This window comes from Duganella sacchari (genome assembly GCF_900143065.1).
GTDB lineage: Bacteria > Pseudomonadota > Gammaproteobacteria > Burkholderiales > Burkholderiaceae_D > Rugamonas > Rugamonas sacchari.
Window position 1 is genome coordinate 86,996 of record NZ_FRCX01000015.1, and the last position, 17,356, is coordinate 104,351.

Below are 17,356 nucleotides of genomic sequence, written 5' to 3' on the forward strand. Positions count from 1 at the left end.
AAGTCAGAGCGCCGCCATCACCACGGTGGCTGGCGTTGCGATATGGGGTGCCGCTGGCGCCAGCAGCGTGGATGTTGGCGCCAGGCTTTGCTGGAACAATTTATAGGCTTCCGCGGTGAGTGCGACAAATGCATTCTGGTGCATTGCCAGCTGGCGCATCATCCATGCCCAGCCTTCATCGGTTTCGCACAGCCACACCATGCCGTCAGGGAAACTCTTGGGGATGGCCTGGGGCGGCGCCTTCACCACGATGCTGCTTTGCGGTCCCCACAGGTAATCGGGCGGCAGCTCGCGGTGCCAGCCGAAGCCGTTTTTTTCAGCGTATTCGTGATTGTGGCGGAATGTCAGATCCACCACCTCACGCTCGGCGATCAGATCGTCAGCGGACTCGATCCAGCAGTGATACGCGCCGCCGGCCGGGTTGGTGAAAGCGGCGTTGTCCATCATGCACATCAGCCGGCCCTTGCCGCAGTCGACCGCGGCAAGGCCCGCCACCGGCCGGTAGACCCGGTCCAGCACAATGCTGATCAGGTTGGAACCGACAATCGCGTACACATGGCACAAGGATTGATACTGCTCCGGGTAATGCTGGCGGATCACCTGATTGACGCAGTCGGCAATCAGGGACCGGACGGATAACGGCATGTAAAAAGCTCACGAAACTGTTTGTATCCTATTGTATCGGATTGTTTCGTGGAAACTTTAACGGCGGAAGCGCCACACCGCCAGCGCGCCAAATATGGCGGCAAAACCGAGTTGGACTGCAGCGGCCGGCCACACGCCCGCCAGACCCAGGCCACGCCAGGTGACGGCATCAAAACCGTCCACCGCCCAGCGCGTCGGCACCAGCAGCGTCACCTGTTGCATCCACTCAGGGAAGATGAACGACGGCACCCAGGCGCCGCCCAGCATCACCATGATCAGCGTGGCAAACGTGGCAATGCCGCGCGCTGCTTCTGGTGTCTTGCCGAACGCCGCAATCAGCAGGCCGAAGGCCGCCGTCATCATGGAAAAGCTGGCCGCTATCACTAGGAAGCCGGCCGGGCTGCTGATCTCGACTTTGAAAATCAGCATGGCGCACAGGAACATCGCGCACATCAGCCCCATCGCGATCAGCGCGCCGGAAATGGCACGCCCGGCCAGCACCGTGGTCATCGACACCGGCGCCGCCAGCAGGCGGTTCCAGATGCCCATGCGCTGCGCCAGCAGAATGCCGATGCCCATGTCGATGCCCATGAACAGGATGAACTGCACGCCCATGCCGGCGAACGAGTGGGCGTAGCCGTTGTACTTCGGACCACTGCTCAGTGCCGCATCTTTGGTGGTGTACGGCACGCTCATGCCGCCGGCAGGCGCGTCGTCCGCGCCAGATGCGGCAGGCTGCGCTGCTGCTGCGGTGGCGGCGCGCTGATCCTGGAACTTCTTCAGGCTGGTGAGAAAATCGCCCAGCTGCGCTTCGTCGGTACTACGCTTGTCAGCGGCAGGCAGGTCGGCCAGATAGCGGTCGGTGGACGCGCTGCCTTGACGGCCCATCACGGCGCTGCTGGTGGCCTGCATGACTTGCTGAGTCAGCAAGCCTTTGACCATTGCCAGCACGGTCGATTGCGATGGGTCGTAGAACAGCGGCAGCTCCGGCTTGTCCTTGCCGCTGAACAGTGCATCGCCGGCACGGTCGCCAAAGCCGGCCGGAATCACCACCGCCACCGGCAGTTTGCCGGTCCGGACTTTGGCCTGCGCTTCCGCTTCGCTCAACTCGGTCACGCGCAGCGTGCTGTCGGCTTTGAGGCCATCAACGATTTTCTTGCCGATGCCGGACTGGTCCAGCGCCACCACGCCAATATCGATCTTGCTAGTGCGTTCGGACGGCGTGCCGCCAAACAGCGAACCAAAGAACGCCGCCAGCACCACCGGCATCAGCAGGTGCAGCATGAGCGCGCGTTTGTCTTTCAAATACAGAATCAGATCCTTGCGGATCAGGGCTATCAATGCAGTCATGTGATGTGCTCTCAGTCGCGCAGGCTGCGGCCAGTCAGGTTGAGGAAGATGTTTTCCAGCGAAGTCTTGGCCGTGGCGAAGTGCAGCAGCGGCGTGCCATGTGCCGCCAGCCAGGACAGCACGGCCGGCGCATGGGCGGCATCGGCCAGGCCGATGTCCAGCGCATTGCCGACGTGCTGCACGCCGGTGACGCCAGGCTGCGCCTTGACGCCATCGAGCAGCAGCGCGGACGGCGCGCTCGCCAGTTCGGCATGCAATGCGGCCTGTGCCGGCAGGCGCTGGTAGAGCGCGGCCGGGGTTTCATCCGCCAGCACCTTGCCGTGATCGATGATGACGATGTGATCGGCCAGGCGTTCCACTTCTTCCATGTAGTGGCTGGTGTAGATCAGCGAGCGGCCTTGCGACTGCAGCACTTCCAGCGTGTCGAAGATGGCGTTGCGGCTTTGCGGATCGACGCCCACGGTGGGCTCGTCGAGGATCAGCAGCAGCGGATCATGCAGCAGGGCGGCGGCGATATTCAGACGCCGCTTCATGCCGCCGGAAAAAGTGGAAGGATGGTCCTGCGCGCGGTCGCTCAGGTTGACCAGCGCCAGCGCCTGTTCGCAGCGCAGCTTGAGATGCGCGCCCTTGAGGCCATACAGCGCGCCGAACAGCTTGAGGTTTTCCAGCGCCGACAGGTCTTCATACAGCGCCAGGTCCTGCGGCACGAAACCGATCTTGCTTTTGGCCGCACTGACGCCCTGCCCCATGGGCTCGCCGTCCATGAGGATGCGGCCACTATCCGCACGTAATAAACCGGAGATCATGCCCACCGTGGTGGACTTGCCCGCGCCGTTGGGACCGATCAGCCCGACCGTCTGGCCGCGCTGCACCTGGAACGACACGCCATCCACTGCCTTGCGCGCCCCGTAGGATTTGGCGATTTGCTCCACACTCAATAACACTGCTGCCTCCGTAATGTTGACTACGGGAAGCAGAATAGCGGGGCAATATCAAATTTGCAAGCTACTACAGCGCATAGCGCACCACATTGTCGCTCCATTCAAACGCGGCCATTTCCAGCTCCACCAGATCGTCGGTGGACATGGCCAGGTCGCGCAGCGTCGGCACGATGTGATTGTCCATTTCTTCGATGCGCTCGATGCATTCGACCAGCTTGAGCAGGTCGCCATAGAAGCCGCTGCGGGTCAGCAGCGCTTCACGCACGTCGCTGCCGACCGGGATCTGTTCCAGGATCTCGGTCATCGAAATACCAAACAGCGTATCCATGAGCGACATAATGCCGACCGTGAACGCGATGTCGGCCACTTCACGCTGGCTTGGGCGCAGTTTGCCGGCCAGCAGTTCCAGCAGGCGGCCGCGCGTGGTGGCCAGCATCAGCAGCGGCGTCATGCTGTGGCCGCGCTTGCTTGGCTCGGCGTACAGCATGATTTGCAGCCAGCGCTGCAACTGGCGGCGGCCGAGGACGGTCACGGCCTGGCTCAGCGAATCGATGCGCTGGCGCGCACCCACCGCCGGCGTGTTCACCAGGCGCAGCAGGTTCAGCGCCAGCGACACGTCGCGCTTGATGGCGCGTTCGATTTCCTGGTTGTCGGCATCGGAAGTCACCAGCGTCATGAGTTCCATCACCGCCAGCTGCGACGGCGACAGCTTCTTGCCGCTCATGATGACGGGCCGGGAGAAATAATAGCCCTGGAAATAGTCAAAGCCCAGGTCCAGGCAGTTCTTGAATTCTTCGCGTGTCTCGACTTTTTCCGCGACCAGTTTTTTCTTGTCCTGGCGGAAGCGCGGCGCCAGCTTCATGAGCGACGACAGCGGGATATTGCGCATGTCCATCTTGACGTAATCCACCAGCGGCAGCAGCGCCAGCACGTCCGGACTTTCTCCAGTCACATCATCCAGCGCAAAGCTGAAGCCGTGGCCCACCAGTTCGCGGATGCGCGCCAGCACCTGCGGCGTGGCCTGCATGGTATTGATGATCTCGAGCACCACCTTCTCGCGCGGCAGGAAGGGGAAGATGTCGCTCATGATGACATCGGCATCCACGTTGACGAAGCCCAGCGCGTCGCCGATGGTTTTTTCCATGCCCAGCTGCGACGCGTGGGCGATCACCGCCGCGGTTGCTGTCAGATCATTGGTGACATGGGCCGGTCCCACTGGAGCATTGCGGAATAGCAACTCGTAGCCGAACAGGGCCTGGTTGCGGTCCAGGATGGGCTGGCGTCCCAGGTAGAACTCGCGCACGCGCAGACTACGGGGGCCGGTGTCATGTAGGGTGAGATCGATCATTGCTCGTCCAAATAGGAGCGGAATGCCCCATTAGCAATTCTGCCAGCATTGGACGGCAATGTCTTGGAAAATCTGGGTCGCAAAAAGCTAGCCGGCGTTTTCCACCACGTCGGTGAACTGGGTGGCAATCAGCACCGCGCCGCACGAAGTCTTCATGCCCGCCACGGCCACGCCCTTGCCATACAGCGAAGTGCTCACCACGCCTTCGACAATGGTGTGGGTGCCGGGGCACTTGGGGCACGACACTTTATGGCCGATGTAGGCCACGGGCTTGCCGTGGCATATATCGGCTGGCGAGCCTTCCAGCACCTTGCCATGGTGGCTGGTGGGGTCGCCCTGACGAATAATTTCTCCTGCCATATGTCCTCATATTTCGCTTCAGGAAAAGCCGAGAAATCTTATCTGATTTACATACCGCGTGGCGTACCGGAGGATTATTGCGGGCAACCGTCAATGAACAGCTTGAGTTCGCCGGGCTGGAACGCAGTCCATTGTTCGTTGGTGGTCAGGGGCTGGGTGACGATGATGGCCACGCGGTCGTTGGGCGTGGTGACCTGGGCAAAGTCGACGCTGACGTCCTCGTCGGACAGCTTGGCGGTATCGAACGGATGCTGGCGCACCAGGTAGAACAGATTGGTCGAGCAATGGGCAAACAGCTCGCTGCCCGAGGACAGCATCATATTGAAGGTGCCATGGGTGGCAATCTCGTGCACCAGCGAACTCAGCACGGAGCGCAGCTGGTCCAGCGGCGGCCGCTGTTCGCCAAAGCGCGCACGCAGCTGCTGCAGGATGTAGCAGAAGGCGCGCTCGCTGTCGGTCGTGCCGACCGGCCGGAAAGCGCCGTTGAGCACGGGCGCGAATTCCTTGAGGTCGCCGTTATGGGCAAACACCCAGTATTGTCCCCACAGCTCGCGCACAAACGGATGGCAGTTTTCCAGCGCCACCACACCCTGCGTCGCCTTGCGGATGTGAGCAATCACATTGGTGGACTTGATCGGATAACGCTTGATGAGCTCGGCGATAGGCGAAGCGATCGCGGCCTGATGGTCGACAAAATGGCGCACGCCGGCGCCCTCGAAGAAGGCGATGCCCCAGCCGTCGTGGTGGGTATCGGTCTGGCCGCCACGCATGGCAAAGCCGGTAAAGCTGAACACAATGTCGGTCGGGACATTGCAGTTCATTCCTAGAAGTTGGCACATGGCGTGATTATACCCACGCCATGTGCAGCGCAGCCTAATTTAGTGCAGCAGCACGGGCTGGCTCATGATGGCATCGTAGCTGCCCAAGAATTCATCAATCTCGGCCATCGTTGGTTCGCCCGCGATGAGCTCATTGACGTCGCGGCGGAAGTTCTGTGCCAGCACGCCAGCAATGAAGATCTCCCGCTTGCCGCCCTTGTCGACGATTTCATAGCCGCCAAAACGCAAGGCATCGAGATTACGGTCGGCGCCGAACTCGACAACACTGTATTGCTCGCTGTTGTAGATGAGGTTCATTTTGCTTCCTTTCACAAGGGGGCGAAACACCTGCGTTTCCGCCTTCAACCCAGAATTGGGGGTGAAAACGGCCGATTTCAAGGCCAATCAGCGGGCTGGGGCGAGGCCGCGATGTTGTCTTGCAAATTCAGCAAAGCCCCGTAGGGCGCCTCGGACAACCAGGAACGCAGCTGTTCCAGGTGCTCGGCGGAGGCCAGGCTGATGTAGAGCCGCGCGGGGGGACGGCGCAGCACACGGTTTAATGTTACTCGCAAAATCAGATTACCGCTGCAATGCAGGCAGCCTGGGGCAATACGCAACACTTGCGGTAAGGAATCAAAGGGGAAAGGACCGTCTTCGGGGTCAAAGGCCAGCGCCGACCCACCGTCCGACAAGCCCTCCAGAATGATGACGCTGAGCCCATCCTTGGGCAGATGGGCTGCGATGGCCGCCTCGCGCGCGCTGGCGCGGGGGCCGGTGACCAGCCAGGTTGGCACCGGCGGCCGCGAATGGTCGGCGCCGGTGGCCATCTTGCCTGTCACGCGCTCACACTCAGGCGTTTTTCTTGGCCAGTTTGCCTGGCTCCACGCCCAGCTGCTTGAGCTTGCGGTACAAGTGGGTCCGTTCCAGGCCGGTCTTCTCGGCCACGCGCGTCATGCTGCCGCCTTCGCGGCCCAGGTGGTGCTCGAAGTACATGCGTTCAAACGCGTCGCGGGCTTCGCGCAGCGGCAGGTCGAACGACAGGTTGAACATGTGATTGTCGCTGCCCGCCACCGTGGCGCCGCCACGCACCGAAATGGCCGAGGCCGGGTTTTGCTGCACAAAGCCCGGCTGCACTGTTTCTTCCGGCTGCGCGGCCACCACTGGACGTGGCGCCAGCGCCGGCGCACGCACCGTCTCTTGCGCGCGGGTCAGGCCGGCCTGCACCGCCTTCAGCAGTTTTTGCAGCGCGATCGGTTTTTCCAGGAAATTGAGCGCACCGATACGGGTAGCCTCCACTGCCGTATCGATGGTTGCGTGGCCCGACATCATGATGACCGGCATGGTCAGCAGACCGTCGCGCTGCCATTCCTTGAGCAGCGTTACGCCGTCAGTATCCGGCATCCAGATATCGAGCAGCACCAGGTCCGGCGCGCCTTGGGCACGTGCTTCGCGTGCCTGCTGGGCGTTCTCCGCCAGTTGTATTGCATGTCCCTCGTCGCTCAAGATTTCCGAGAGCAACTCACGGATACCCATTTCATCGTCCACTACCAGAATGTTTGCCATCTTCCCTTGCCTTCCTCATTTCGCCGTCTCATGGACAGCAATGATTTTTGTAGTCCTTGAACCTTAGGTATTTTGCGACGCCGGTGCTAACTTTAACAGCAAAATCAACACTGACGCGCCACTTCTATCGACATGGTTCTGAATATCGATTCGTCCGCCATGTTCTTCGATAATTTTCTTCACCATCGGCAGGCCCAGGCCAGTGCCCCGGGCCTTCGATGTGACATAGGGTTCAAACGCCCGCGCCAGGATTTTGGGCGCGAAACCAGGCCCATTATCGGAGATCGCCAGGCGGACCGCGGTACGCGTGCTACCGTCCGCGCCCTGATAATGAATGGCTTCCGTGGTCACGTCAATGCGTGCCTGCGGTGCGCCTTCCGGCAACTCGGCCATGGCGTCCTGCGCATTCTGCAGCAGGTTGTGGATGACCTGGCGCAGCTGGGTCTCGTCGCCCATGATGAAGGGCAGTCCGGCCGCCAGCTGCGGGTGAATAATGTCGTTGCCTTCGCCGCTGATGTACAGGTGCAGGATCTCGTCGATGAGCGCGTTCAGGTCCAGCGGCTGCAGCACGGCCGGCGGCGTTTTGGCGTAGTCGCGGAAGTCGTCGACCATGCGCTTCATGGCCGCCACCTGGTTGACGATGGTGGCGGTGCCCTTGTTGAGCAGCTCGACGTCGGCCGGCATCAGCTTGTCTTCGAGTTTCATCTGCATGCGTTCGGCGGACAGCTGGATCGGCGTCAGCGGGTTCTTGATTTCGTGCGCCAGGCGGCGCGCCACCTCGCCCCAGGCGATCGAACGCTGGGCCGAGATCACGTCGGAGATATCGTCAAACACCACCAGGAAGCCGCTGCCGCTTTCAATCGGCAAGCGCGAGCCGCGTGTCAGCAGCGTCAGGTCGTTGCCCTCGACGCCATTCGACGGCCGCGGCACCTCGATCTGGCGCTGCCAGTGCAGGCGCGCGATATTGCGGCCGGCCGCCGACTGCGCACTCTGCGCTGCAAACGCCGCCACGATGGCGCCGCCGAATTCCTGCAAGCCTTCAATCTCGTCGAGCTTCTGGCCGATCATGGTGACGCCGGCCTGCTGCAGGATGCGCTCGACCGAGTCATTGCAGCTGATCAGATGGAATTCATGGTCCAGCACCATCACGCCGGCCGACATATTGGCCAGCACCGATTCCAGGTGGGCCTTGGCGTTTTGCAGCGCGGTGCGGTTGCGCTCCACGGCGCTGCGGGCGTCGGACAGCTGGCGCGTCATGGTGTTGAAGGACTGGGTCAGCGTGCCCAGTTCATCCGAAGTGGCGACAATCGGCCGCGGCGACAGATCGCCCTCGGCCACCGCGCGCGTGCCCTCGGCCAGCAGCAGCAGCGGCTGCGCCAGGTCGCTGGCGATCAGGAAAGCGCTGGCAATCGCGCCAAACACCGCCAGCAGCAAGGTCAGCGTCAGCGTCACGATGTACATTTTGCGCAGGCCGACGCGGGCGTCGAAACGCTCCTTGTAGTCGGCATAGGCGCGGCGGATGGTTTCGCCGTCGGCCGCCAGCTGCGATGGCGCCAGCTGGATCAGCTGCAGATAGCGCGGCGCCAGATGCGTGCCGTTGGGCTGGATGTGATCGGGTATCGCCATCAGCACGCGCAGACGCAGCTGGTTGCTGGCTTCGGCCGGCGTCATGGGCGCCACCGGCGCATTGACCAGGTCGCTGTGCAGCTCATTGCCGCCCTCCGGCCCGCCGTACACCTCGTCCTTCTTGACCTTGGCCATCATGTCGCGCGTCGGCAGGTCGGCGCTCAGGTTGCCGGCGCGGCTGGCGCGCGCACTGACCACCAGCCCGCCTTCGGCGTCGACAATGATGGCGTTCTGCAGGCCAGGCTCGTTCTTGACCACGGCCGCCAGCGTCGCGCGCTCGGTGCCGAACGGCCGGTCGGCCAGTTCCTGCACGGTGCGGGTAGCGGTGACGGTAAGTTCGCCGACCGCGCGGTCGAGGCCGGCGCGGCTCAGGTTGATGCCGGACTCGAGCGCCTCCTCGACCGGCACGTTGAACCAGGATTCAATCGAATGGGAAACGAACTGCACCGAGACCAGGAAGATCACCAGGCCCGGCAGCACGCCAATGGCGGCAAACAGCAGCACCAGCCGCGTCATCAGCTTGGAGCCGAATTTGCCAGCCTTATAGCGCGAGTACAGACGGAACAGCGAAACGATCACCAGCAGCGACAGCGACACCGCCACGGCGGCGTTCAGGCCCAGCAGCCAGGCGTAATAGCGGTCAAAGAAGCCGGAATTGTCGGATGCCGATGCCAGCAGGAACAGCAGGATGCTGACGATGGCGCCGCCAACGACTGAAAAATACCGCAGGGCCGTATTCACTTACTCGGCCCTGTACTGGAAGGATTTTTTGTCGGACGCCAGGCGCCACTCATTGTTGTTCAGGGCATTGACCTTGAGCGGCTTGGGCACGAAATTGGGGTCCAGCCCCATGCTCAGCTTGACGTTATAGGTTTCGCCCACCTTGAGCGCACCGCGCTGCGCCACCAGCCAGCGGTTGGGGCGGCGGATCAGGAACAGCGCGTCTTCCAGCGAGGAAAAGCTCTGGTGGACGCTGCCGCTGACGGCCACGTTGTACTGGCGCGTCAGCACGTTGTAGGACAGGCTGATGGTCTGGCGGTTGGTGATGGCTTTTTCATCGAACCAGTACCAGCGCGGACGCGTGAATTCGATTTCGGTGTAGAAGTACAGCGTTTTTCCGTACTGCAACGCCTCTTCCATTTCATGGCTGAGTTCAAACCCATACGTGGCCGACAGGCGGTAGCCGTCGTCGGTCGCTTCGACCAGCGCGCGGCGGATTTCGACACCCTCGGCCGCATAGGACGGCTGTGGCAGCAATGCCAGCATCAGCAGCAGAGAGGCGGTTAGAAGTCGAAAAAATCGGAGCGTCACGTGTGGGCCGGTACTCAAGAGCTTACGCATTTTTCTGGAACAGCGCGTAGAACAAACCATCGTGATCCTGCCCGGAGCCACCGACGGGGAGCAATTGACCGGGCGCATCCAGACGGACAGCCTGGTTGCGTAGTGCAAAAGCGGCCGCCTGCGCCTCGGATTCCTGCGGCCACAAGGAACATGTCACGAATAGCAATTTACCACCCGGGGCCAGCATCTGCCAAAGGTTGTCCAGGATTTTGCCGGAAAGTGTTGCAAGTTGGAGCGTGTCGCCCTTGCGGCGCAGCCAGCGGATATCCGGATGGCGGCGCACGATGCCGGAGGCGGTGCACGGCACATCGGCCAGGATGCGGTCGAACGGCTGGCCATCCCACCAGCCATTGGACTGGGCGTCGGCCGGCTTCAGCGTGGCCTGCAAGTGCAGGCGTTCAAGGTTTTCGCCGACGCGCGCCAGGCGTTTTGGATCGGCGTCCAGCGCTGTAACCTGGGCCTCGGCCAGCTCCAGGATATGGCAGGTTTTACCGCCCGGCGCTGCGCAGGCATCCAGCACGCGCATGCCGTCCTGGACGTCCAGCAGCGGCGCGGCCAGCTGGGCGCCGGCATCCTGCACCGAGACCAGGCCTTCGGCAAAGCCGGGAATCAGCTGCACGCCGACCGGCTTGGCCAGGCGTACGGCGTACGGCCCGATCTGGGTGGCGGCCATGCCGGCCTGCTCCAGCTTGGCCAGGTAGTCTGCCATGCTGGTCTTGCGGGCATTGATGCGCAGGGTCAGCGGTGGCGTATTGTTGCCAGAAGCTAGAATTTCCTGCCATCGTTGCGGCCAGGCCGTCTTGACCGCATCGATCCACCACTGCGGATAATTCCATTTGGCAACGGGCTGCAGCAGGGCCGCATCCAGCAAGACCTTGCGCTCGCGCAGGAAACGGCGCAGCACGGCGTTGATCATGCCCTTGGCGCGGGCCGTGTCCGGGTGTGATTCGGCCGCCGTCACGGTCTGGTCGACCACGGTGAAATCTTCGTAGGGCTTGACCTCGTCCGGCGCAGTCAGCAGCGCCAGCGCACACGACAGCAAGGCTGACACCAGCGCTTCGGGTGCCTTGGGCGCCATTTGCGCAGTCAGCACCTCGCTCTGGCCCAGCTGGCGCATGGCACGGTAGGCGATGTCCTGCATGGCGCCACGCGTCTGCGGCGTGGTTTCATGTTTGGCCCACACCTGGGCCAGCGCCTGCGGCAGGTTGGTGCCGGTTTTAACCTGGGCGATGGCATTGGCGGCGCCGATCAGGCTATAGGCCAGCGAATCGGCTTTGAGGCCGGTCTGGAAACTGGTCTGCAACGCCGGTTTCAGGTCGCGCGCATGGCTAGAGCGCAGTTTCGGCGCTGCCGGCTTGGCGGGCGACTTCAAAGTGAGCGTTGAACGCTTGTTCATATGATAATTCCAGTGGGTAACGGCCGTGATCGCGCAGTATACAGGAGAGCCTATGACATGGCGATTACGGCGTTAGTAAACGGTTGTATCAATTTATGTCAAAAGTGCAGACACTTTGAGGCGTATTATCGGCCCATGGCGACGCAAATCACACCCGGATCCGCTACCGACCAAATCCTGGCGCAGCTGGCCGATACGAACCAGCGGCTGGCCGTCGTAGAAATGGACATGGCGGTCATCAAGTCGAACCACGCGAGAAGGGAAGATATCGCCAAATTACAGAACACCCTGCTCAAATGGTTTGTCACTACCGCGATTACCCTGGCTGGCCTGTCAGGCAGCCAGGCGTTTCTCGCTGCCAGATTTATTCATTAAGCAACTCCAGCTGCCCGCCCCATTCCCCGCAAGTCGCCCCTCTGCCCAGCCAACACAGTATAATTACCGCTGTTTGGCCGGTGCCAGCGCACCCGCCGTTTCCACTATCTGATGAATTTTTAAGCGCATGTTAGCCCAACAAAAACAAGATATCACCGCCCTGTTCCAGGCCGCCCTCGCCCCGATTCTGACCGGCACCGAAGTGGTTGCCAACGTCGTGCTGGAGCGACCACGCGATCCGTCCCACGGCGACGTGGCGTGCAACATCGCGATGCAGTTGGCCAAACAGCTCAAAATGAATCCGCGCGAACTGGCCACCAGGCTGGTGGATGCGCTGCTGGCCGACCCGGCCCGCAACGGCCTGATCGACGCTGCGGAAATCGCCGGCCCAGGCTTCATCAACCTGCGCGTGAGCGCGGCCGCCAAGCAGGCAGTGGTCAAGAGCGTGCTGGCGCAAGGCGCCGCCTACGGCCAGGCCAGCGCCGGTGCAGGCAAGAAAGTCATCATTGAATTCGTCTCGGCCAACCCGACCGGTCCGCTGCACGTGGGCCACGGCCGCCAGGCGGCGCTGGGCGACGCGTTGTCGTCGCTGTTCGTTTCGCAGGGCTACGATGTGACCCGCGAGTTCTACTACAACGACGCCGGCGTACAGATCCAGACCCTGGCCAACTCGGTGCAGGCGCGCCTGCGCGGCTTCAAGCCGGGCGACGCGCAATGGCCGGAGTCGGCCTACAACGGCGACTACATCGCCGACATCGCCGAAGACTTCAAACAGAAGAAAACCGTATCGGCCTCCGACGGTTCGCCAGCCACCGCCTCGGGCGACGTGGAAGACATCGAATCGATCCGCGCCTTTGCCGTGACCTATCTGCGTAACGAGCAGGACATCGACCTGCAAGCGTTCGGCGTCAAGTTCGACAACTACTACCTCGAGTCCTCGCTGTACGCAGACGGCAAGGTGGACGCCGCCGTCGACATGCTGAACAAATCCGGCAAGACCTACGAAGAAGAAGGCGCGCTGTGGCTGCGCACCGAAGACTACGGCGACGACAAGAACCGCGTGATGCGCAAGAAGGACGGCACCTACACCTACTTCGTGCCGGACGTGGCCTACCACATCGTCAAATTCCAGCGCGGCTTCACGCAAGCGATCAACGTTCAGGGTTCCGACCACCACGGCACCATCGCCCGCGTGCGCGCCGGCCTGCAGGCAGTCAACGTCGGCATCCCGCAAGGCTACCCGGACTACGTGCTGCACAAAATGGTCACCGTGATGAAGGGCGGCGAAGAGGTCAAGATCTCCAAGCGTGCCGGTTCCTACGTCACCTTGCGCGACCTGATCGAATGGTCGGGCGGCGGCGAGATCGAGAAAGGCCGCGACGCCGTGCGCTTCTTCCTGATCTCGCGTAAAGCCGACACCGAATTCGTGTTCGACGTTGACGTCGCACTGAAGACCTCGGACGAAAACCCGGTTTATTACGTGCAGTACGCCCACGCGCGTATCTGCCGCATGCTGGAACAGTGGACCGGCGATGAAGCCGCGCTGGCCAACGTCGACCTGTCGCCACTGACCGCGCCAACCGAAGCGGCGCTGCTGGCCACCCTGGCTGCCTACCCGGAAACGCTGGCGCGCGCGCAGGCGGAACTGGGTCCGCACCAGATCGCGTTCTACCTGCGCGACCTGGCCGCCAACCTGCACAGTTTCTACTTCGCCGAACGCGTGCTGGTCGACGACGAAGCCCTGAAGGCCGCGCGTATCGCCCTGATGGTCGCGACCCGCCAGGTGCTGCGCAACGGCCTGGCGCTGATCGGCGTTTCGGCTCCCAACAAAATGTAATTGCGAAGGACATCCCGCACAATGAATTTCCGCTCCAGCTTTACTCCACGTTCGCAACAGCAGGGCAATACTTTCGTCGGCATCGTTATCGGTCTGGTCATCGGCCTAAGTATCGCTGTCGTCGTCGCACTGATGATTACCAAAGGCTCGACGCCGTTCACGGACAAGGGCCATCCGAGCAAGGCAGCGGAACCGACTGCGGGACAGGTCGCCGATCCTAACAAGCCGATGTACGGCAACAAGGATGCGGCGCGCGAAGCGGCCAAGGACTTCAACAAGGACCAGCAGCCAGCAACCGCGGTAACGCCGGCGCCAACCGCACCTGCGGTACCGGCGGCGCCGTCCAAGCCGGCAGCCGACCAGCTGCAAGCGATGGTCGACAAGATCCAGGGCACGCCAGCACCGGCGGCAAAGCCGGCGCCTGCGGCCGCGCCTAACGCGGCCAACGTCACGCCGCAGCCGGCCGCCAAAGCCGCACCGGCCGCCGACGCAGCCGCCGGCGACGACAAATTCATCTACTACCTGCAAGCGGGCGCCTTCCGTGAAGTGGCCGATGCAGAAAACGCCCGTGCCAAGCTGGCCTTGCTGGGCTTTGAAGCCAATATTTCGGACCGCTCCACCGACACCGGCGTGCTGCATCGTGTACGCCTGGGTCCTTACAACCAGGTGGAAACCATGAACAAGGTCCGTGGCAAACTGTCTGAAAACGGCATTGACGTTGCCGTCGTCCGCAACCAGAAATAACCCAAGGAGTAACGATGCGCTTCCTGAAATTCGCCCTGACCGCTTTCGCGCTGAGCGCAGTCGCACTGACTGCCTCGGCCTCTCCCGCCGATCCAAAGAACGGCGTGGAGTACAAAACGCTGAAAGCGCCGCAAGCTGTGGACACCGGCAAAAAAGTCGAGATCATCGAGTTCTTCGACTACGCCTGCCCGCATTGCGCCGCCTTCGACAGCGCGTTGGGCGCCTGGGTGAAAAAACAGGGCGACAACATTGTCTTCAAGCGCATGCACATCTCGCGTCCGGGCACCGACCTGCCGCAGGAAAAAATGTTCTTCACGCTGGAAGCCATGGGCGTGCTGACGCCTGAACTGCACGCCAAAGCCTTCAACGAAATCCACGTCAACCACAATCCGCTGCGCCGCGACGAACAGGTATTCGAGTTCATCGCCAAGCAAGGCGTGGACAAGCAGAAGTTCATCGACACCTACCGTGGCTTCGGCGTCGCGGGCCGCGTGCGCAAGTCGGTATCGATGATGGATGCCTACGAAATCGACTCCTGGCCGACGCTGACCGTGGACGGCAAATACCAGACCTCCCCGACCATGGCCGACGCTGAAAAGCAGTCCGCCACCACCGAAGCGCAGCTGCATGGTGAAGTGACGCAGGTGCTGGACGCGCTGGTCACCAAAGCCAAGGCAGAGAAGAAGTAGACATGACGCCTTTGCGCGTCTTCATCACCGGCGCTTCCAGCGGCCTGGGCGCCGCGCTGGCCCGCCAGTATGCGGCGCAAGGCGCCACCCTCGGCCTGCTGGCCCGGCGTGGCGAAGTCCTCGCCGATTTCATCGCCACACTGCCCAACGCGCAGCAGCACCGCGCCTATCCGGTGGATGTGCGCGACCATGCCGCCATCAACGCCGCTGCGCAGGCCTTCCTCGCGCACGCGGGCGGTGTCGATGTGGTGATCGCCAATGCCGGCGTGTCAGCCGGCACGCTCACGGAACACGCGGAAGACATCGCCGTGTTTGCCGACATTATCAACACCAATGTGATCGCCACCGCAGCCACCTTCTCGCCATTCATCGCTGCCATGCGCGCGCAGCGCACGCCGGGCCGGCTGGTGGGCATCGGCAGTGTGGCCGGCATCCGTGGCCTGCCAGGCGCCGAAGCGTACAGCGCCTCCAAGGCTGCCGTCATCAGCTACTGCGAATCACTGCGGCTGGAGATGAAGCCATATGGCATCCGCGTCGTGACCATCTGCCCCGGCTACATCGATACACCGATGACGCAGGGGAATCCCTACCCCATGCCGTTCCTGATGGCGCCTGAAAAATTTGCCGCTGTCGCCGCCGGTGTTATCAGCGCTGGCCGCAGCTACGCCGTCATCCCGTGGCAAATGGGCATTGTCGCCAAGCTGCTGCGCATGCTGCCGAACGTGGTCTACGATTTGGCCTTCAGCAAAGCGCCGCACAAACCCCGTAAAACAGCATCATGAATAATTTATCCGCCGCCGCGATCAGCGCCCATTGCGCCACCTCCGCCAGCCATATCGCGATTGAAACCGTCGCCGAAACCGGCTCCACCAATGCCGACCTGCTGGCGCGCATCGGCACGCTGCCAGGCCCGGTGCTGCGCATCGCGGAAAACCAGACCGCCGGCCGTGGCCGCGCCGGCCGCAGCTGGCTGTCCAGACCTGGCGCCGCGCTGATGTTCTCGCTGGCCTGGCGCTTCAAAGGCCCGCTGCACAATATGTCCGGCCTGCCGATGGCGGTGGGCGTGGCGCTGGCCGAAACCATCGTTTCGCTGGGTGTGCCGGTACAGATCAAATGGCCCAACGACCTGCTGCGCGACGGCGCCAAGCTGGCCGGCATTTTGGTCGAAACGCAGAAGACCGATGACGCCATCTGGGCCGTGATCGGCTGTGGACTCAACCTGCTGATGCCGGACGAACTGGAAGCGCAGATCGGCCGCGAAGTGGCAAGCGCGCCATGGCTGGCGCAGATGGACCGCAACCAGCTGATGGCGGCCCTGCTCGGCCGCCTGGCCGCCGTGCTGGCCGAATTCGACGATACCGGCTTCGCCCCATTCACGGAGCGCTGGAACGCGCTGCATGCGTGGCATGGCAAGGACGTGGTCCTGCTGGACAACGGCGCCGTGATGCAGCAAGGCCGCGCCGCCGGCGTGGACGCCATCGGCCGCCTGCTGCTGGATACGGACCAGGGCCGCGTTGAAATCCTTTCTGGCGACGTCTCGCTGCGTTTATCGGGAACACAACCATGATCTTGCTAATCGATGCTGGCAACACCCGCGTCAAATGGGCGCTGGCCACGGCGGACATGCCACTGGGCGCATGGATCGACAGCGGCGCCGTCACCCACGCCGACATGCCGCAACTGGAACTGGCCTGGTGCGAAGCCGCCGCCACCCATGGCGTCGAGCGCGTACTGATCGCCAACGTGGCGGGCAACGCACTGCGCGTGCAGCTGGAATATGTGCTGCAACGCTGCCTGCCCGATCTGCCGCTGGAGTGGTTTGCCTCGCTGCCCGCACTGGCCGGCCTGACCAACGGCTACCGCAACCCCGGCCAGTTGGGCTGCGACCGTTTTGCCGCCGCCATTGCCGGCCATATGCTGGCGCCGGACCTGCCCGTCATCGTGGTCAACTGCGGCACCGCCACCACCATCGATGCGGTAACGGCGGACGGCGTTTTCCTCGGCGGGATGATCTTGCCCGGCCTGGGCCTGATGGCCAGCTCGCTGGCGCGCAATACCGCCCAGTTGCCGCAGATCGCACAAGACGGTAAGCTGCCAGATGGATTTGCCGACAATACCGACGACGCCATCCTGAGCGGCATTCTGGCCGCGCAAGGCGGCGCCATCGAACATGCCTGCGCCCGGCACCACGCGACCGAGTGCATCATTTCCGGCGGCGCGGCGCCCTACATTGCGCCCATGCTGAAAGTGCCGTACCGTATCGTTGAAAACATTGTACTGATCGGATTACACGCTGCCGTCAGCAGCGCCGAATAAGAGGAAA

Annotated in this window: 19 protein-coding genes; 7 read left to right on the forward strand and 12 right to left on the reverse strand. The window is 62.6% G+C overall.

Annotated elements, in window-relative coordinates:
• Positions 1-3: 3 nt before the first annotated feature.
• The 12 genes from BUA36_RS26045 to rsmB all read right to left on the reverse strand — a co-directional run bounded on the left by BUA36_RS26045 (position 4) and on the right by rsmB (position 11,388).
• Complete coding sequence (locus BUA36_RS26045) at positions 4-645, reverse strand: hypothetical protein (RefSeq protein ID WP_072789059.1); 642 nt, start codon at positions 643-645, stop codon at positions 4-6.
• 57 nt (positions 646-702) lie between these two features.
• Complete coding sequence (locus BUA36_RS26050; protein WP_072789061.1) at positions 703-1,995, reverse strand: ABC transporter permease; 1,293 nt, start codon at positions 1,993-1,995, stop codon at positions 703-705.
• Between the two features lie 11 nt (positions 1,996-2,006).
• Positions 2,007-2,939, reverse strand: coding sequence for an ABC transporter ATP-binding protein (locus BUA36_RS26055; protein ID WP_072789063.1), 933 nt, complete (start codon positions 2,937-2,939; stop codon positions 2,007-2,009).
• A 64-nt stretch (positions 2,940-3,003) separates the two neighbouring features.
• A complete protein-coding gene (locus BUA36_RS26060) occupies positions 3,004-4,284 on the reverse strand; it encodes an EAL and HDOD domain-containing protein (protein ID WP_072789065.1) in 1,281 nt (426 codons plus the stop codon).
• Positions 4,285-4,371: 87 nt separating this feature from the next.
• On the reverse strand, positions 4,372-4,644 hold the full coding sequence (locus BUA36_RS26065) for a PAAR domain-containing protein (protein ID WP_072789067.1): 273 nt from the start codon (positions 4,642-4,644) through the stop codon (positions 4,372-4,374).
• A gap of 74 nt (positions 4,645-4,718) precedes the next feature.
• A complete protein-coding gene (locus tag BUA36_RS26070) occupies positions 4,719-5,483 on the reverse strand; it encodes a class II glutamine amidotransferase (RefSeq protein ID WP_072789069.1) in 765 nt (254 codons plus the stop codon).
• Positions 5,484-5,522: 39 nt separating this feature from the next.
• Positions 5,523-5,780, reverse strand: coding sequence for a BTH_I0359 family protein (locus tag BUA36_RS26075; RefSeq protein WP_072789072.1), 258 nt, complete (start codon positions 5,778-5,780; stop codon positions 5,523-5,525).
• Between the two features lie 77 nt (positions 5,781-5,857).
• Positions 5,858-6,289, reverse strand: coding sequence for a GTPase (locus BUA36_RS26080; protein WP_072789075.1), 432 nt, complete (start codon positions 6,287-6,289; stop codon positions 5,858-5,860).
• Between the two features lie 22 nt (positions 6,290-6,311).
• On the reverse strand, positions 6,312-7,025 hold the full coding sequence (locus BUA36_RS26085) for a response regulator (protein WP_072789077.1): 714 nt from the start codon (positions 7,023-7,025) through the stop codon (positions 6,312-6,314).
• A gap of 63 nt (positions 7,026-7,088) precedes the next feature.
• Positions 7,089-9,392, reverse strand: coding sequence for a sensor histidine kinase (locus BUA36_RS26090; protein WP_072789078.1), 2,304 nt, complete (start codon positions 9,390-9,392; stop codon positions 7,089-7,091).
• A complete protein-coding gene (locus BUA36_RS26095) occupies positions 9,393-9,992 on the reverse strand; it encodes a DUF4390 domain-containing protein (RefSeq protein WP_072789079.1) in 600 nt (199 codons plus the stop codon).
• Positions 9,985-11,388: a 16S rRNA (cytosine(967)-C(5))-methyltransferase RsmB gene (gene rsmB, locus BUA36_RS26100; RefSeq protein ID WP_072789080.1), complete on the reverse strand. Its 1,404-nt coding sequence runs from the start codon at positions 11,386-11,388 to the stop codon at positions 9,985-9,987. Before rsmB ends, BUA36_RS26095 begins: the two co-directional genes overlap by 8 nt.
• Positions 11,389-11,523: 135 nt before the next feature.
• Between rsmB and BUA36_RS26105 the strand changes: the two genes are divergently transcribed.
• The 7 genes from BUA36_RS26105 to BUA36_RS26135 all read left to right on the forward strand — a co-directional run bounded on the left by BUA36_RS26105 (position 11,524) and on the right by BUA36_RS26135 (position 17,349).
• Positions 11,524-11,763, forward strand: coding sequence for a hypothetical protein (locus tag BUA36_RS26105; protein WP_139260693.1), 240 nt, complete (start codon positions 11,524-11,526; stop codon positions 11,761-11,763).
• Between the two features lie 127 nt (positions 11,764-11,890).
• Positions 11,891-13,600, forward strand: coding sequence for an arginine--tRNA ligase (argS, locus tag BUA36_RS26110; RefSeq protein WP_072789082.1), 1,710 nt, complete (start codon positions 11,891-11,893; stop codon positions 13,598-13,600).
• A gap of 21 nt (positions 13,601-13,621) precedes the next feature.
• The gene (locus tag BUA36_RS26115) at positions 13,622-14,344 is read left to right on the forward strand and encodes an SPOR domain-containing protein (RefSeq protein ID WP_072789083.1); all 723 of its coding nucleotides are present in this window, start codon (positions 13,622-13,624) and stop codon (positions 14,342-14,344) included.
• A 14-nt stretch (positions 14,345-14,358) separates the two neighbouring features.
• Positions 14,359-15,033 carry a thiol:disulfide interchange protein DsbA/DsbL gene (locus tag BUA36_RS26120; RefSeq protein ID WP_072789084.1) on the forward strand — a complete coding sequence of 225 codons (675 nt, stop codon included), beginning with the start codon at positions 14,359-14,361 and terminating at the stop codon, positions 15,031-15,033.
• 2 nt (positions 15,034-15,035) lie between these two features.
• Complete coding sequence (locus BUA36_RS26125; RefSeq protein WP_072789085.1) at positions 15,036-15,815, forward strand: SDR family oxidoreductase; 780 nt, start codon at positions 15,036-15,038, stop codon at positions 15,813-15,815.
• Complete coding sequence (locus tag BUA36_RS26130) at positions 15,812-16,600, forward strand: biotin--[acetyl-CoA-carboxylase] ligase (RefSeq protein WP_072789086.1); 789 nt, start codon at positions 15,812-15,814, stop codon at positions 16,598-16,600. Before BUA36_RS26125 ends, BUA36_RS26130 begins: the two co-directional genes overlap by 4 nt.
• On the forward strand, positions 16,597-17,349 hold the full coding sequence (locus tag BUA36_RS26135) for a type III pantothenate kinase (protein ID WP_072789087.1): 753 nt from the start codon (positions 16,597-16,599) through the stop codon (positions 17,347-17,349). The genes BUA36_RS26130 and BUA36_RS26135 overlap by 4 nt, the downstream gene beginning before the upstream one ends.
• The last annotated feature ends 7 nt before the right edge of the window (positions 17,350-17,356 follow it).

Coding starts and splice junctions, on each gene's coding strand:
- BUA36_RS26125 (WP_072789085.1), top strand. CDS start 15,036: ATGACGCCTTTGCGCGTCTTCATCACCGGCGCTTCCAGCGGCCTGGGC.
- BUA36_RS26115 (WP_072789083.1), top strand. CDS start 13,622: ATGAATTTCCGCTCCAGCTTTACTCCACGTTCGCAACAGCAGGGCAAT.
- BUA36_RS26120 (WP_072789084.1), top strand. CDS start 14,359: ATGCGCTTCCTGAAATTCGCCCTGACCGCTTTCGCGCTGAGCGCAGTC.
- BUA36_RS26105 (WP_139260693.1), top strand. CDS start 11,524: ATGGCGACGCAAATCACACCCGGATCCGCTACCGACCAAATCCTGGCG.
- BUA36_RS26135 (WP_072789087.1), top strand. CDS start 16,597: ATGATCTTGCTAATCGATGCTGGCAACACCCGCGTCAAATGGGCGCTG.
- BUA36_RS26045 (WP_072789059.1), bottom strand. CDS start 645: ATGCCGTTATCCGTCCGGTCCCTGATTGCCGACTGCGTCAATCAGGTG.
- BUA36_RS26065 (WP_072789067.1), bottom strand. CDS start 4,644: ATGGCAGGAGAAATTATTCGTCAGGGCGACCCCACCAGCCACCATGGC.
- BUA36_RS26060 (WP_072789065.1), bottom strand. CDS start 4,284: ATGATCGATCTCACCCTACATGACACCGGCCCCCGTAGTCTGCGCGTG.
- BUA36_RS26075 (WP_072789072.1), bottom strand. CDS start 5,780: ATGAACCTCATCTACAACAGCGAGCAATACAGTGTTGTCGAGTTCGGC.
- BUA36_RS26080 (WP_072789075.1), bottom strand. CDS start 6,289: ATGGCCACCGGCGCCGACCATTCGCGGCCGCCGGTGCCAACCTGGCTG.
- rsmB (WP_072789080.1), bottom strand. CDS start 11,388: ATGAACAAGCGTTCAACGCTCACTTTGAAGTCGCCCGCCAAGCCGGCA.
- BUA36_RS26070 (WP_072789069.1), bottom strand. CDS start 5,483: ATGTGCCAACTTCTAGGAATGAACTGCAATGTCCCGACCGACATTGTG.
- BUA36_RS26050 (WP_072789061.1), bottom strand. CDS start 1,995: ATGACTGCATTGATAGCCCTGATCCGCAAGGATCTGATTCTGTATTTG.
- argS (WP_072789082.1), top strand. CDS start 11,891: ATGTTAGCCCAACAAAAACAAGATATCACCGCCCTGTTCCAGGCCGCC.
- BUA36_RS26130 (WP_072789086.1), top strand. CDS start 15,812: ATGAATAATTTATCCGCCGCCGCGATCAGCGCCCATTGCGCCACCTCC.
- BUA36_RS26085 (WP_072789077.1), bottom strand. CDS start 7,025: ATGGCAAACATTCTGGTAGTGGACGATGAAATGGGTATCCGTGAGTTG.
- BUA36_RS26095 (WP_072789079.1), bottom strand. CDS start 9,992: ATGCGTAAGCTCTTGAGTACCGGCCCACACGTGACGCTCCGATTTTTT.